13 protein-coding genes are annotated in these 13,916 nt (G+C 65.9%); 5 read left to right on the top strand and 8 right to left on the bottom strand.

From position 1 onward, the window contains the following. The 3 genes from arcC (at position 1) to ACYQ4T_RS19875 (ending at position 2,853) form a co-directional block, all read left to right on the top strand. Entirely contained in the window at positions 1-936 is a 936-nt protein-coding gene (arcC, locus tag ACYQ4T_RS19885; RefSeq protein ID WP_459857867.1) for a carbamate kinase, read from the top strand. Between the two features lie 116 nt (positions 937-1,052). Beyond that, complete coding sequence (locus tag ACYQ4T_RS19880) at positions 1,053-1,490, top strand: hypothetical protein (RefSeq protein WP_459857865.1); 438 nt, start codon at positions 1,053-1,055, stop codon at positions 1,488-1,490. 16 nt (positions 1,491-1,506) lie between these two features. Continuing rightward, entirely contained in the window at positions 1,507-2,853 is a 1,347-nt protein-coding gene (locus ACYQ4T_RS19875) for an amino acid permease (protein ID WP_459857863.1), read from the top strand. A gap of 8 nt (positions 2,854-2,861) precedes the next feature. Here the strand turns inward: ACYQ4T_RS19875 and ACYQ4T_RS19870 are convergent, their stop codons facing one another. From ACYQ4T_RS19870 to ACYQ4T_RS19840, 7 genes are all read right to left on the bottom strand, one after another. Then, positions 2,862-5,939 (bottom strand): efflux RND transporter permease subunit, encoded by a 3,078-nt coding sequence (locus ACYQ4T_RS19870; RefSeq protein WP_459857861.1) that lies wholly within the window; start codon positions 5,937-5,939, stop codon positions 2,862-2,864. Between the two features lie 19 nt (positions 5,940-5,958). Next, on the bottom strand, positions 5,959-7,026 hold the full coding sequence (locus tag ACYQ4T_RS19865; protein WP_459857859.1) for an efflux RND transporter periplasmic adaptor subunit: 1,068 nt from the start codon (positions 7,024-7,026) through the stop codon (positions 5,959-5,961). 119 nt (positions 7,027-7,145) lie between these two features. After that, positions 7,146-7,619, bottom strand: a complete 474-nt coding sequence (locus tag ACYQ4T_RS19860) for a glycine zipper family protein (protein ID WP_459857857.1) — start codon at positions 7,617-7,619, stop codon at positions 7,146-7,148. Between the two features lie 7 nt (positions 7,620-7,626). Then, the gene (locus ACYQ4T_RS19855) at positions 7,627-8,163 is read right to left on the bottom strand and encodes a hypothetical protein (protein ID WP_459857855.1); all 537 of its coding nucleotides are present in this window, start codon (positions 8,161-8,163) and stop codon (positions 7,627-7,629) included. A gap of 14 nt (positions 8,164-8,177) precedes the next feature. Continuing rightward, a complete protein-coding gene (locus tag ACYQ4T_RS19850) occupies positions 8,178-8,657 on the bottom strand; it encodes a hypothetical protein (protein WP_459857853.1) in 480 nt (159 codons plus the stop codon). A 178-nt stretch (positions 8,658-8,835) separates the two neighbouring features. Further along, on the bottom strand, positions 8,836-9,291 hold the full coding sequence (locus ACYQ4T_RS19845; RefSeq protein ID WP_459857851.1) for a response regulator transcription factor: 456 nt from the start codon (positions 9,289-9,291) through the stop codon (positions 8,836-8,838). Continuing rightward, entirely contained in the window at positions 9,258-10,310 is a 1,053-nt protein-coding gene (locus ACYQ4T_RS19840) for a patatin-like phospholipase family protein (protein ID WP_459857849.1), read from the bottom strand. The genes ACYQ4T_RS19845 and ACYQ4T_RS19840 overlap by 34 nt, the downstream gene beginning before the upstream one ends. 616 nt (positions 10,311-10,926) lie before the next feature. On the opposite strand from ACYQ4T_RS19840, the gene ACYQ4T_RS19835 reads away from it, so the two are divergent. Next, positions 10,927-12,093, top strand: a complete 1,167-nt coding sequence (locus tag ACYQ4T_RS19835; RefSeq protein WP_459857847.1) for a sensor histidine kinase — start codon at positions 10,927-10,929, stop codon at positions 12,091-12,093. After that, the gene (locus ACYQ4T_RS19830; protein ID WP_459857845.1) at positions 12,081-12,713 is read left to right on the top strand and encodes a response regulator transcription factor; all 633 of its coding nucleotides are present in this window, start codon (positions 12,081-12,083) and stop codon (positions 12,711-12,713) included. The genes ACYQ4T_RS19835 and ACYQ4T_RS19830 overlap by 13 nt, the downstream gene beginning before the upstream one ends. 60 nt (positions 12,714-12,773) lie before the next feature. On the opposite strand, the gene ACYQ4T_RS19825 is transcribed toward ACYQ4T_RS19830, so the two are convergent. Beyond that, on the bottom strand, positions 12,774-13,901 hold the full coding sequence (locus tag ACYQ4T_RS19825; RefSeq protein WP_459857843.1) for a porin: 1,128 nt from the start codon (positions 13,899-13,901) through the stop codon (positions 12,774-12,776). Positions 13,902-13,916: the final 15 nt, after the last annotated feature.

Genomic DNA, 13,916 nt, shown 5'->3' with positions numbered 1-13,916 from the left:
ATGCGGGTGGTGGTTGCCCTCGGCGGAAACGCGCTGCTGAAACGCGGCGAACCGATGACCGCGGAGGCGCAGCGGCGCAACGTCCGGGTCGCGGCCGAGGCCCTGGCGCCGGTCGCGAAGGAGCACCAGCTGGTGATCAGCCACGGCAACGGCCCGCAGGTCGGGCTGCTGGCTTTGCAGGGCGCCGCCTACAAGCCGGAGGAGGCCTATCCGCTCGATGTGCTCGGCGCCGAGACCGAGGGCATGATCGGCTACATGATCGAGCAGGAGCTCGGCAACCTGCTGCCCTTCGAGGTGCCGTTCGCCACGCTCTTGACCATGGTCGAGGTCGACGGCGACGACCCCGCTTTCCAGGACCCGACCAAGTTCGTCGGCCCGGTCTACGACAAGGCCGAGGCCGACCGGATCAAGACGGAGAAGAACTGGGTTTTCAAGCAGGACGGCCAGAAATGGCGCCGGGTCGTGCCCTCGCCGCTCCCGAAGCGCATCTTCGAGATCCGGCCGATCAAGTGGCTGCTGGAACGGGGAACGGTCGTCACTTGCGCCGGCGGCGGCGGCATCCCGACCATGTACCAGCAAGGCGCCGAGCGGCTGCTGGTCGGCGTCGAGGCAGTGATCGACAAGGATCTCTGCTCGGAACTGCTGGCCCGCGACCTCGAGGCCGATCTGCTGGTCATGGCGACCGATGCCGATGCGGTCTTCGTCGGCTGGGGCACGCCAGAGGCCAAGGCCATCCACCAGGCGAGTCCCGCTTCACTCGCGCAATACAAGTTTCCGGCGGGCTCGATGGGGCCGAAGGTCGATGCCGCCTGCGCTTTCGCCCAACAGACCGGAAAGACCGCGGCGATCGGCGCGCTCGCCGACATCCAGGCGATCGTCCGCGGCGAGAAAGGCACGCTCATCAACACGGCTTTCGAGACGCTGACCTTCCACTGAGCGGAAGCTCAGCCGCCCGCCCTCATCCAATTGGACCATGGTCCAATTGCGACGCTTTCGAGCCCTGCCCTAGCGTCCGCAGAATGTCCCGCCGTCCGATCGCCGGTTGCCTTGCCTTGATATCCGCTGCGGGCCTCACCTGCGGCGCGGCCTTCGCACAGTCCGATACGACCCTGGCGCCGCCGGCGCCGATGACCCTCGACGCGGTCGAGCAGTTCCTGACGGATGCCGGACTGAAGGCCTGCGAGACCAGCGAGATCGATCCCTTCGTGTCGCACTTCCAGGGCGCCGTGCGTTCGGTGAGCGTCGGCGTCGCGGTCGATTGCGCGGATTACGATCCCAAGGACCCGACCGTGGTCAATGTCCACCAGTTCGACGACCTGCAGGCCCGCGACGCGTTGGTGGCGAGCTTGCGCGATCTCCGCTTCCGGGCGCTCCGCGCCTACGGCAGCGTCTGGGTGGTCGATTTCTACGTCGTGGTGCTGCTGGGACCGCGGCGCGACGAAGTTCAAGCCTTGCTGCAGGCGGAGTATCGCCGCCGCCACAAGAAATAAGCGCGAGGGGAATCGCATGAGCAAGCCGCGCGTCATGGGGTTCTGGAGCTGCGTTGCTCTGGTCATGGGCAATATGATCGGTTCGGGCATCTTCCTGATGCCCTCGCTGATGGCCGGCTACGGCGTGATCAGCATCTGGGGCTGGGCGATCTCGGGCTGCGGCGCCCTGCTGCTCGCGCTGGTATTCGCCAACCTGGCCCGCAGCGTCGGGGGCGAAGGCGGCCCCTACGCCTATACCCGCGAAGCCTACGGCGACTTCGCCGCCTATCTTTGCGCCTGGTGCTACTGGAAGACCGCCTGGATCGGCAACGCGGCCATTGCGGTGACCGTGATCGGCTATCTCGCCGTATTCTTCCCCGCGCTCGCCAATCCGGTCGCCGGCGCGCTGACGGCGATCGGCTTCCTCTGGGTCATGACGGTGGTCAACCTGCGCGGCGTGAAGCTTTTCAGCCTGCTGCAGAACATCTTCACCATCCTGAAGCTGATTCCCCTGGTGCTGATCGGCGTCGCCGGCTGGTTCTTCTTCGACTTCGACAACGTCGCCCGGCCGGTGCTCGGACGCAGCATCCCCGAGACCTCGCTGCTGGCGGCGATCTCCAGTGTGACCGCGCTCACCATGTGGTCGTTCCTCGGCCTCGAATCCGCAACCGTGCCGGCCGACGGCGTGCTGAATCCGAAGAAGACCATCCCGCGCGCCACTCTGTTCGGCACCTTCGCCGCGGGCATCGTGTATTTCACGTCGGTGACCGTGGTGCTGGGCATGTTGCCGGCGCGCGACCTGATCGCTTCCACGGCGCCGTTCGCCGATGCCGCCCGCATCATCATCGGCGACAGCGCCTATTACCTGATCGCGGCCGGCGCCATCATCGCGGCGATCGGCGCGCTCAACGGCTGGATCCTGCTGCAGGGGCAGATTCCGATGGCCGCTGCCCGCGACGGCCTGCTGCCGGAGGCGCTGGCCAAACTGAACCGCCAGGGCGTGCCCGGCAACGCGCTGGTCACGTCGAGCGTCCTGGTCTCGGTGCTGATTGCCATGAACTTCCGCGGCGGCCTGGTGGATGCCTTCCAGGTCATCGTGCTGGTCGGCACCATGACCACCCTGGTGCCCTACGCCTTCTGCGCCACCGCGCTGCTGCAGCTGATGGTCGACCGCCGCGCCATCTTCCCGGCCCGGGTCGTGTTCTCGGCGGTGGCGGCGCTGCTGGCCTTCGCCTTCTCGCTCTGGGCCCTCTACGGCTCGGGCGAGCATGCCGTGTTCTGGGGCTTCCTGGTGATGATCTCCGGGCTTCCGCTCTACACCTGGCGGAAGTGGCGCGAGAAGGCGACGGCCGCGAAGGCGGCCGCCTCCGTCCCCGCCGACTGAGCCCAAGTCTATTTCAGGCTCTCGAGCTCGGCGAGCTGGGCCTGGCGCTGGGCGGCACCCTTGCGGTGGTCGGAGGCGAGGAAGGTGTAGAGCGACGGCAGTACGAACAAGGTGAAGAGCGTGCCGATCGCCAGGCCGCAGACGATGACGATGCCGATCGCGAAGCGGCTGGCGGCACCCGCGCCGGTCGCGTTCAGGAGCGGGATCAGGCCGGCGATCATCGCCGCGGTGGTCATCAGGATCGGGCGCAGCCGCAGGGTCGCGGCCTCGAGCACGGCCTTGCGCCGATCGACGCCTTCCTTCTCCTGCCGCTCCTTGGCGACTTCGCAGATCAGGATGCCGTGCTTGGTGATCAGGCCCACCAGCGTGATCAGGCCGACCTGGCTGTAGATGTTGAGGCTCATCAGCCCACCGGCCAGCGGCAGCAGCGCGCCGGTGATCGCGAGCGGCACCGAGACCATGATCACCAGGGGATCGCGCCAGCTCTCGAACTGCGCCGAGAGCACCAGGAAGATCACCACGATGGCCAGCGCGAAGGTCACCATCAGGCTGGCGCCTTCCTTCACGAACTGCCGCGACTCGCCCTTGTATTCGATGCCCATGCCGCGCGGCATGACCTCGCGGGCGGTTTGCTCGAGGAACTGGACCGCGTCGCCCATGGTGACATTGGCCGCGAGCGTCGCGCTCAGGGTCGCGGAGTTGAGCTGGTTCATCTGGGTGAGCGCGATCGGCCGCACCTCGGTCTTCACATCGACCAGGTTGGAGAGCGGAATCGGGAAGCCGTCGCCAGCGATGACGTAATAGCGGGTCAGCGCCTCGGGCGTCAGCCGATCGACCCGTGGGGTCTGCGGGATCACCTTGTAGGAGCGGCCCTGCACGCTCATCCGGTTGACATAGCCGTTGGAGACCATGGTGAGCCAGGTGGTGCCGAGATCGGCCATGCTGATGCCGTAGGCGCCGGCCTTGTCGCGATCGACCCGGACGACCGCGGTCGGGTTCTCGAACTTGAGATCGACGTCGGTGAATGTGAAGAGGCCACTGGCCTTCGCCTTCTCCTCCACGCCCTGCATGATCTGCGCGAGCACCTTGTAGTCGTCGGTGGTGCTCAGCACGAACTGCATCGGCAGGCCGCCGCCGGAGCCCGGCAAGGGTGGCAGCGAGAAGGCGCTGGCCTTGAGGCCGACCACGTGGGTGAGGTCGCCGCGGGCGAAGCGCAGCGATTCGTCGAAGCTGCCCTGGCGCTCGTCCCAGGGCTTCATCACCGCGATGCCGGTACCCTGGCGCAGGGTCGGCGTGCCGCCGAGGGTGAACCAGCTGCCGACATCGGGGATGCGCGAGAGCGAGTCGCTGACCTTGTCGTGGTAGAACTCCTGGTAGTCGGCGTTGACGCCGGCCGGCGAGAAGGTCTGCACCACGATCGCGCCCTGGTCCTCGCTGGGCGCCAGCTCCGAGCGGATCATGCTGAACAACGGGTAGAGCGAGACGAAGACCAAGGCCGCGAAGATCATCACCACGATCCGCGCCTTCAGCGCCCGCTCCAGCAGCCCGTGATAGCCGCGCTCGAGCTTCTCGAGGTTGTGCTCGATGAAATGCTGCACCTTGCCGGGCTTGCCGCCGGATTTCAGCACCATGGCGCACATGACCGGCGAGAGCGTCAGCGCGACGAAGCCGGAGATGAAGACGGCGCCCGCGAGCGTCAGCGCGAACTCGCTGAACAGGGCGCCGGAGATGCCCGGCGTGAAGGCGATCGGCGCATAGACCGCGGCGAGCGTGATGGTCATCGAGATCACCGGCACGGCGATCTCGCGGGTCCCGGCGATCGCCGCCAGGAAGGCCGATTTGCCGAGCTTCATATGCCGGTCGATGTTCTCCAAGACGACGATCGCGTCGTCCACCACCAGGCCGATCGCCAGCACGATCGCCAGCAGGGTGAGCAGGTTGATGCTGAAGCCGAGTGCGGCCAGGAAGATGGCGACGCCGATGATCGAGAGCGGCAGGGCCACGATCGGCACGATGATGGCGCGCAGCGAGCCGATGAACAGGAAGATCACCACGGTGACGATGACCGCCGCCTCGATGATCGTGTGCTCCACTTCCTCGATCGATTTCTCGATGAAGATCGAGGTGTCATAAGCGACGGCGAGCTTGATGCCGGCCGGGAGATTGCGCTCGAGATCGGGCAGCAGCGCCTTCAGCCCATGCGCCACGTCGAGCGGGTTGGCTTCCGGGGTCGGGTCGATGCCGATGATCAGCGCCGGCTTGCCCTGCAGCTTGACCACCATGTCGGAATCCTCGGCGCCGAGGTCGACGCTGGCGATGTCGCGCAGGCGGACGATGCCCTTCTCGTTCGAGGCGACGATGATCGCACCGTAGTCTTCCGGAACCTCCAGGCCGGTTTTCGCGTCGATGTCGAAGCTGCTGTACTCGCCGCGGATCTGGCCGGCGGTGGTCTGGTAGTTGTTGTTGGCGATCGCGTCGCGCACCTGCTTGGCGGTGATGCCGTAGACCGCGAGCTTCCGGGCGTCGAGCCAGACCCGCATGGCGAAGTCGCGCTCGCCGTAATACTTGATCTTGGAGACACCCTGGACGGTCGAGAACTTCGGCTGGATCACGCGCTTGGCATAGTCGGTGATCTGCGCCGCGCTCATCTGGTCGCTGGAGACCGTGAAGTAGATGAGCTGCGTGATGTCGCCCTGGCTGATGTCGAGCTTCGGGTCCTCGATTTCCTTCGGGAGATCGGCGCGCACCGCCTGGATCTTGGCCAGGATGTTGGCCTGGGCCAGCGAGGACGAATAGTTCAGCCGCATGTAGACGGTGATGACCGAGGTGCCGGACCGGCTCTCCGAGGTGAGGTAGTCGACGCCGTCGGCGGCGGCGATCTGCTCCTGCAAGGGCTGGGTGACGAAGCCTTGGACCAGATCGGCCGAGGCGCCGGTATAGACCGTGGTGACCGTGACCACGGTGAACTGCATCTTGGGGAACTGGCGGATCTGCAGCGAGGCGGCTGCGGCGAGGCCGGCCACCACCAGCAGCAGGTTCAGGGTGAGCGCCAGGATCGGCTTGCGGATGAAGGGATCGGTGAACACGCGGGCGGCGCCTTTCGGGCTATTGGACCGGAATCTCCGTCATCTCCGGCAAGGCCTGCCCTTCGACCACCTTGACCTTCGAGCCGTTGGAAAGCTTGAGCTGTCCCGCCACCACCACGAGATCACCGGCCTTCAAGCCCTTCTCGATCACGACCGCGTTGTTGCGCGTGGCACCGGTCTGCACCATCACCTGCTGGACCGTGCTGCTGGCCTGGTCGACCACATAGACGGATTCGCCGTAGAGGTTGAAGGAGACTGCGCTGGCCGGCACGACGACCTTCTTGCCGCGCTCCGGCAGAAGCACGTCGAGGCTGGCATACATGCCGGGCAGCAGCTTCTCCTCGGCGTTCGGGATCTCGGCCTGGATCGGGATGATGCCGCTCTGATACTTGACCGACGGCTCGATCGTAGTGATACGGCCCTTGAACACCTCGCCCGGATAGGCATCGAAGCGCGCCTCGATCGGCTGGTCGAGCTTGATCCGGCCATAGTCCTTCTGCGCCACCAGGAAGCGCATGCGCATGACCGAGAGGTCCTGGAGATTGGCCACATGGTCGCCGGGCTGCAGATACTGGCCGAGATTGACCAGGCGGATGCCGAGGATTCCGCCGAACGGCGCGGTCAAGGTGCGGCGCGCGATCGTCGCCTTCAGCGATCCCGACTCCGCAACCAGGGTATCATATTTGGACTGCGCATCATCGACATCGCTCTGGCCGACGGCGCCGGACTTGATCAGCTGCTTCTTGCGCTCGAGGTCGGTCTTGGCCGCGGGGATCTGCGCGAGGGTCGCCTTGAGATCGGCTTCCTCCTTCGAAGTGTCGAGGCGGACCAGCGGCTGTCCCGCCTTCACCTTGGTGCCGGAATCGAACAGGATCTCGACCACGTTGCCGGATTCCGAGCCGCTGATGTCGACGCCCTGCAGTGCTTCCGCCACACCGATCGAGCTGATCTTCTCCTGCCAGTCGACTTCCTGCGCCGGCGCGGCGGCGACATCGATGGCGGGGGCGGCCGGTGCCGCGGCAGGTTCTTCGGCCGCAAGCGGGCGCCCGCCGCACACCAGGCCCGCGACCAGGAGCGTCAGAACCACTCGATTTTTCATGCTCGGCCCACCCTCGCTGTCCTTGGCATTGGACGGGACGCGTTGCCAAGGTCGCAATTGCCCTTTGGTCCAATCGCTTGATTCGCTTGAAGAAGAAGCGCGCCGGCCTAGCGCATCACGTAGCCGCGGCTGCTCATGCAAGCAGCGAAGGACTGGTTGTATTTCTGGAGATCCGCCTGATAGGCGTTGTAGGCCTGCTGGTCGGCCTGTGCCTCCTGCCGGCGCTGACGATTCTTTCGCATGATGCCGGCCGTCCCGCCGACCGCGGCGCCGATCGCAGCGCCCTTGCCGGCATCGCCGGCGATGGCCCCGCCGACCGCGCCCAATGCAGCGCCGCGCGCGGCGCCACCCAGCGCACCGGGGCCGGAGGTGCCGCCGGAATAGTATTCGGGCGGCGTGCTGTAAGGCGAAACCCCGGTCGCCTGGGTTGCGATGTTGCGGCAGTCGGCTTCGTCCTGGGCCTGCTGCTCCATCGACTGGCCGGCGCTGGGATAGGCTATCGGCGCCTGCTGGGCGAGCCCAAGCCGCGCAACGGCCAGCAGGGTCGCGAGCGAAGCGCCGAAGACAAGGGCCCGTTTCATCGCCACCCTACTGCGCCGCCAGCTTGTAGGTGAGGCTCGGCCAGACGATGATGCCGGCCGCCACGCCGTTGATGATGTTGCCGCCGCCCGCCGCCATTTCATCGACGCTGCTGCGGATGGTCACCGGGCCGCCGCCGGTGATCCCCTTGAAGCGCTCGGTCCCGCCGGTGAAGGTGAAGTCGCCGTGGCAGCCCACCATGCGGACGCCGTTGCATTCGAAATCCGCGTAGAGACGCGCGCTGTCCTTGGTGGTGATGGTGCAGCGGCCCTTCGCCTTCTCCTTGCCGTCCACCGTGTTCACATCGACCACGGTCGGGCAGATCATGTATCCGGCATCCATCGGACCCTGGGCGCCGTCGACATAGACGATCCCGGTGAAGGAGCCGACGAAGGTCATCCGGTTCTCGCCGGTATCGAAGATCTGGCCGCGCGCGTTCCAGGCGGAGAAGGCCTTGATCGGCGCCTCATCCTCGGCGCCCGCCGCGGCCGCCAGCAGGGGGAGCGCCATCAGGAACGCCAGCAGGGTGACGAGGTGTTTGCGCATCGCGGAACTCCGGTTCATGCGAGATCGATGTAGATCGCGTCGCCGCCCAGCGACAGCGCCAGCCCTTCGCGTTTCGCCTTCAGCGACATCGCCACACCCTCGACATTGCTGAGCCAGAGCTCGCCGGTGCTACGGTCGCCGACCGCGATGCCGTAGCGGCCCTGCGCATAGGCGCCGGAGAACTGGTCGAGGCTCTTCAGGTTGTAGACGGTGCCGGTCGCTTCGATCTTCGAGAAACCGAAGCCGCCGATGCCCAGGCCGCCGATGGTGAAGGGATAGGTCTTGCCGCCGAAATTCAGCTTGCCGCCGCCGAGGTTGGCGCTGCCCATGAAGGCGATCTGGGTCTGCGAGATCTGCACGGTGCCGGACTTGACGAAGTTGTCCGCCATGGCCGGTGCCGCCAGCAGCAGTGCCGGCGCCGCCGCAGCGCGCAGCAGAAGGCCGCGGCGCGTCCACATCATCCCGGATCGAAACTGGCTGCGGCTCTCGTCCATGAGGTTCCGATCGTCCCCGACTGCGTCAGCGGCCCGGGTGGCAAATGAGGGGGAAATTGCCACCCGGTTTGCTGCTCCGGTATGGGGCCGAACACGGGGTCCATCCTGTGCCCGGCGCTGGAACGATAGGAATGGCGGTCCGCGCCGCACAGATGGACCTTGGTCCCATCCGGTTCGATCAGATCCGCCGCGCCGACCGTCCGGCGATGGCGCGCTCGACCGCGTCCAGGAGGTCGTCGTCGTTGAGCGGCTTCCGCAGATAGCTGCTGGCGCCCATCGCCATGCAGATCGCATGAATCGAGGCTTCGTCGCGGCCGGTGACCATGATCACCGGCAGGCCGACGGCGGTGTCCTTCAGGTGCTGCTGCAGCTCGAGTCCATTCATGCCGGGCATCTGCACGTCGAGCACCACGCAGTCGGGCAGGCGATCCTGCATGCTGTCGAGAAAGCTCGCGGCCGACACGAAGGCCTTGGCCTCGATGCCCGCTGCGCGCAGCAACCGGCAGAGCGCCACGCCAACCGAACGATCGTCGTCGACCACGGCGACATACCGGGTGGTGCAGCCAGCGCCGATCGGCTTGTCCCTGCGCGTTTCGGCCTTCACTTCTGCCACCCCGGCGGTGTCCGTTGCCATGGAATCCCCTTCTCGCCCATTGCGAGGCCGAGGTTGTATTGCCGGATCATCTCGGCCTGGTTGAACTCGTCCAGCGAGCTCGGCACGTAGTCGTGCGGGATCGCGACATAGCGCAGCTCGAGCTCCCCCGCGAGGTCGCCGAGATAGAGTCGGTAGAGGTCGTTGATGCCCGACGCCTTCAGCATCGAATCGATGGAATAGGCCGTGATCGAGCCCAGGCTGCGGTCGACCTTGCGCGGCTGCGGGTCGAGGCGGCCGTTGCGGATCACATAGAGCCGATGCGTGATCTTGCCCTGCCATTCCGGGTGGGCGCGGCGCTCCAGAGCCCTGAGGTCGATCTGGTTGCCGACGAAGAACGATTGCGCGAAGACGCCGCCATCGACATGCAGCTCGTCCTTCTGGACGTCGTCGATCTTCACGTTAATGAGGACCGGCGGGAAGAATGCCGGAATCGAAGCGGAGGCGAGGATCACCTTGCGGAACAGGTCGAGGCGGGCCGGGCTGTTGCTGGCCGCGATCGCCCCCATGTCCCAGACCACCGGCTCCTCGCGATCGAGGTCGGTGGTTAGCACGTAGAGCCGCCGGCCCTTCCTGTGCTCCTCGGCGATGCGGCCGAGGACCTTTTCATCGACATATTTCGCGATCATGTCGCGGAACGGCTTGTTGTCGTTGAGCGATTCCTCCCAGAGCAGGCTCACCAGGCTGCGTGCAAGATATAGGCGCTGTGCGTCCACGGTGGTGTAGGCTTGCTGGAGCGTCTCATCGTAATCCGGGCCCAGGAAGGCGAAGGGCGCGATCAGGGCGCCGGTGCTGACCCCGGTCACGAACTTGAACTTCGGCCGCGTGCCCGACCGGGTCCAACCGTTCAGAAGACCCGCGCCGAATGCCCCGTCCGAGCCGCCGCCGGAGACGGCGAGATAGTTGTAGACCAGGGAATCGGGATTTCGTTCATAGGAGTCCGCTGGCTCATTGAGGAAGGCCTCGCCGACGCTGGGCGGCGGCGGCAGGGCCGGATTCATTGGGTAATACCGAACGTCCTTGAAGCCCTCGAGGACCGGCGGGGCGCGATCGGTCGGGGCGGGTTGCCGGAGCAGCGCCTCACAGCCGGTGAGCGCGAAGAGCAGCACAATACTGCAAGCCGCGATGAGCCTTTGCGCCGCCCTTCGCATCAAGCGAACCCCGCCTGCGATGGTCAATGAAGGCGTACTTCACCGACGAATTTTGATTCCTATCAAAGCGCCCCTAACCCAGGACGGTATTCTGTATTGGCTACGGCGACCCGCCAGATGGACCTTGGTCCCAAGGATCGGCTCCGATTGGTTGCAAGGGTGCTTGTGCGGGTCAAATTCGGAGAATATCATCCCATGCGTAGCTGGGACGTGCCTTGTGGGGGGTGGGGTTGCAGACGGACGCGAGACAGCCTGCGTGTCTGCCGGTCGGCGTCTTGATGCCGATGGACGTCGCACCTTCCCAACGTACCTTCCGCGCAATGGAATCAATCGGGTTCACCCGATCGGCGATGCGGAACGGCGCCGAGCGTTGAGCACGCAGGCGGCCTGCTAGCGACCCAGCCGCGTTGAGCATGTCGTTCGAAACGGTCTTCCGGACTCTTGTGTCGGTAGGGAGATAGTCGACGTGATCGAAGACCAGGCGAGCAAGCAACGGCGACGTATTGCAGCGGTCGATGCGCTGGCCACGCCCTATGCGGAGCTTGCGACCGAGAATGCGGGCACAGGCCTCTGGTTCTGGGAGGCCGAGTCCGACTTGGTCTGGATGAATCCCTATTGCTGCAATTTGGTCGGCGCGCCTGACGGCGAGATCGGCAGCCTCGACGGATTTCTCGGCCGCCTCACCGACCGACAGAATCCGTCGGCTGGAAAGGCTCTGCTCGAGGCCGTCCGCGCCAGCGGAAGCTTTGAGCAGGAATTTCGGATCCGCAATGCAGGCGGCAGCCCGGTCTGGGTTCAGCTCGGCGCCAGGCGTGTCAGCGACGGCGCGACGGCGGCCGGCATGGCGGGAACGCTGCGCAACATCAGCGACTACAAGTCGCTGGAGCAAGAGGCCGAGCAGCTGCGCCGGCAGGTGATCCACCTGACCCGGGTTTCCACCCTGGGCGAGCTGTCCGGCGCCGTGGCCCACGAGCTCAACCAGCCGCTGACGGCGATCCTGAGCAACGCGCAGGCCGGCCAGCGCCTGCTCAACCGCAATGCCGCGAGCATCGAGGAAATCAGCAGCATCCTCGAAGACATCATCGAGGACGACCGCCGCGCCGGGGCGGTGCTCACCCGGTTGCGCAACCTCATTCGCAACGAGCAGGTCGATTTCTCCGAGATCGACCTCAACGAGGTCGTCGCGGAAGTCTTCCGCCTGGTGCACAGCGAGATGATCGAGCGGCGCGTGGAGGTGGTGCTCGATTGCACGCCGGTGCTGCCACCGGTGCGGGCCGATCGCATCCAGATCCAGCAGGTCTTGATCAACCTGGTGCGCAATGCCTGCGACGCCATGGCCGCGGTGCGCTGGGCCGAGCATCGTCTTGTGGTCAAAACCGGGCGCCGCTGCGATGAAAGCGTTGTCATCACGGTGGCGGACAACGGCACCGGCCTCTCGCAGGAACTGCGCGACAGCCTGTTCGAGCCGTTCGTGACCACGAAGCGTAACGGCATGGGGCTGGGCCTGACGATCAGCCGCGCGATCATTTCCGGACATCGCGGCGAGATCTGGTTCGAAGACAACCTGGGCGGCGGCGCGGTCTTCGGCTTCTCGCTGCCTGCAGTGAAACGGAGGGGGACATGGGCAACCTGAACAGCGTCGTCTATCTGGTCGATGACGACCGGCGGATCCTGACCGCGCTCACGCGGCTGCTGGAGAGCGAGGGAAGACTGACTCAGTCCTTCACCTCTTCGCGCGCCTTCCTGGAAGCGCATGATCCCGAGATTCCCGGCTGCGTGGTGCTCGACCTGCTGATGCCGGAAATGTCCGGCCTGGCGCTGCAGCAGGAATTGCAGCGGCTGGGCCGCTGCCGTCCGGTGATCTTCCTCTCCGGCCGGGCCGGGGTTCCCGCCTGCGCGAGCGCGATGAAGGCCGGCGCCGTCGATTTCCTCACCAAGCCGGTCGAAGCCGAGCTCTTCCTCTCCACCGTCAGCCGCGCGCTGGCGCGTGACGCCGCCGAACGCGAGCTTGATGTGAAGCGGCGGGCGCTGACCGACCGCATGACCAGCCTGACACAGCGCGAGCGGCAAGTGCTGGAAGGCGTGGTCGAGGGTCTCCTGAACAAGCAGATCGCCAACCGGCTCGGCATCGTCGAGAAGACGGTGAAGGTGCACCGTGCCCATGCGATCTCGAAGCTCGGCGCACGCTCGACCGCCGAGCTCGTCCGCATGGTCTATTCGCTGGGCCCGCAGCGCGCCGCGTCGGCCTCCTGATCGGCGCTCTACAGCTCGGGCCTGTCTCCGCCAGCGGGCGAAGAAAATTCGGGCACGGGCTCAGAACTCGAACACCGAGCCGATGGCGATGTTGAAGGCGCTGTACTTGTCCTCTGCATCCGGCACACCCTCGCCGGAATCCCTGTACCAAGTATAGCCGATCTCGGCGTCGATGTTGACGCCGGGCGCCATCGCGTAGTCCAGCGTGGCGATGACGCGGTTGAGGTTGCGGCTGCCACCGGGATTGGCGGTCAGGCTGAACGCATCCGTGCCGTTGTAGTGGCCGTGGCTGCCCTGGATGCCGATGACCACGGGATCCATCGCATAGGCCGCGCCGCCGCCGACCACATAGGCGTCGTTGTCGTCGCCGCCCTCGTCGAAATACTCCATGACGCCGCCGACCGAGAAGCTGCCGAAGGTCAGGTTGAGGCCGGTCTGGTATTCGTTGGTCTTTCCGTCATTGCCGCCGCCGGTATAGTTGAACCGGGTCTGCCAGGAGCCGCCGCCGCCCCAGTCGATGCCCCAACCGTCGCCGGCGTAGGAGTAGGTCGCGTAGGCGCTGAAGGTGTGATGGGCGGTGCCGTCGGGATTGGTCGGCGTACCGGAGCCATTGACCCCGACCTGGGTATAGTCCTCGGCGTTGTTGCTGGGCGTGTAGCTGACCCAGAGCTGGAAGCCGTTGAAGCTCGGCGTGCCGTAGACGATGCCCTGGTTGTTGTCCTCGGCATCGACGCAGGCGGCGTTGGAGCCGATCGGGTCGTTCGAGCCCCAGGAGTTCGGCGAGAAGGCCGAGAAGTTGCCGGTGGCGCCCGGCGGCAGCAGGCAGTAGTTGGCGATCGCCTTGTCCTGCGAGCCGACCACCACCTTGCCGAAGCCGCCCTGCCAGTAGACGAAGGCCATGTCGATCTGGTCGCCGGCATTCTCGCCCTCGAGCTCGATCTGCGCGCCAACGGTGAGGCCGTTGTCGAGCGTGGTCTCGCCCTTGAAATGGACTTCGGCGTTGTGGTTGAAGGCATCGACGCTGCGGTGATTGCCGAAATGGCCTTCTTGCTTCTTGTCGAAGACCCCCTGGTAGGTGAGCTTAAAGAAGCCGCCGACCTCCAGCTTGACGCCGTCCGAAGCCTCGGCGGCGCCGGTCGCGGTCGCCACCCCGGCGAGCGCGGTTCCACAGAGCAGCGCGCGTTTCATCACCCACCCCCGAAG

This window comes from Dongia sp. agr-C8 (genome assembly GCF_054658695.1).
This window is presented reverse-complemented; position numbering and strand designations above follow the sequence as displayed.

What these genes read in the sequence shown, in the direction of transcription:
- arcC (WP_459857867.1), top strand. Translation starts at nt 1, where the DNA reads ATGCGGGTGGTGGTTGCCCTCGGCGGAAACGCGCTGCTGAAACGCGGC.
- ACYQ4T_RS19875 (WP_459857863.1), top strand. Translation starts at nt 1,507, where the DNA reads ATGAGCAAGCCGCGCGTCATGGGGTTCTGGAGCTGCGTTGCTCTGGTC.
- ACYQ4T_RS19860 (WP_459857857.1), bottom strand. Translation starts at nt 7,619, where the DNA reads ATGAAACGGGCCCTTGTCTTCGGCGCTTCGCTCGCGACCCTGCTGGCC.
- ACYQ4T_RS19855 (WP_459857855.1), bottom strand. Translation starts at nt 8,163, where the DNA reads ATGCGCAAACACCTCGTCACCCTGCTGGCGTTCCTGATGGCGCTCCCC.
- ACYQ4T_RS19850 (WP_459857853.1), bottom strand. Translation starts at nt 8,657, where the DNA reads ATGGACGAGAGCCGCAGCCAGTTTCGATCCGGGATGATGTGGACGCGC.
- ACYQ4T_RS19845 (WP_459857851.1), bottom strand. Translation starts at nt 9,291, where the DNA reads ATGGCAACGGACACCGCCGGGGTGGCAGAAGTGAAGGCCGAAACGCGC.
- ACYQ4T_RS19840 (WP_459857849.1), bottom strand. Translation starts at nt 10,310, where the DNA reads ATGAATCCGGCCCTGCCGCCGCCGCCCAGCGTCGGCGAGGCCTTCCTC.
- ACYQ4T_RS19830 (WP_459857845.1), top strand. Translation starts at nt 12,081, where the DNA reads ATGGGCAACCTGAACAGCGTCGTCTATCTGGTCGATGACGACCGGCGG.
- ACYQ4T_RS19825 (WP_459857843.1), bottom strand. Translation starts at nt 13,901, where the DNA reads ATGAAACGCGCGCTGCTCTGTGGAACCGCGCTCGCCGGGGTGGCGACC.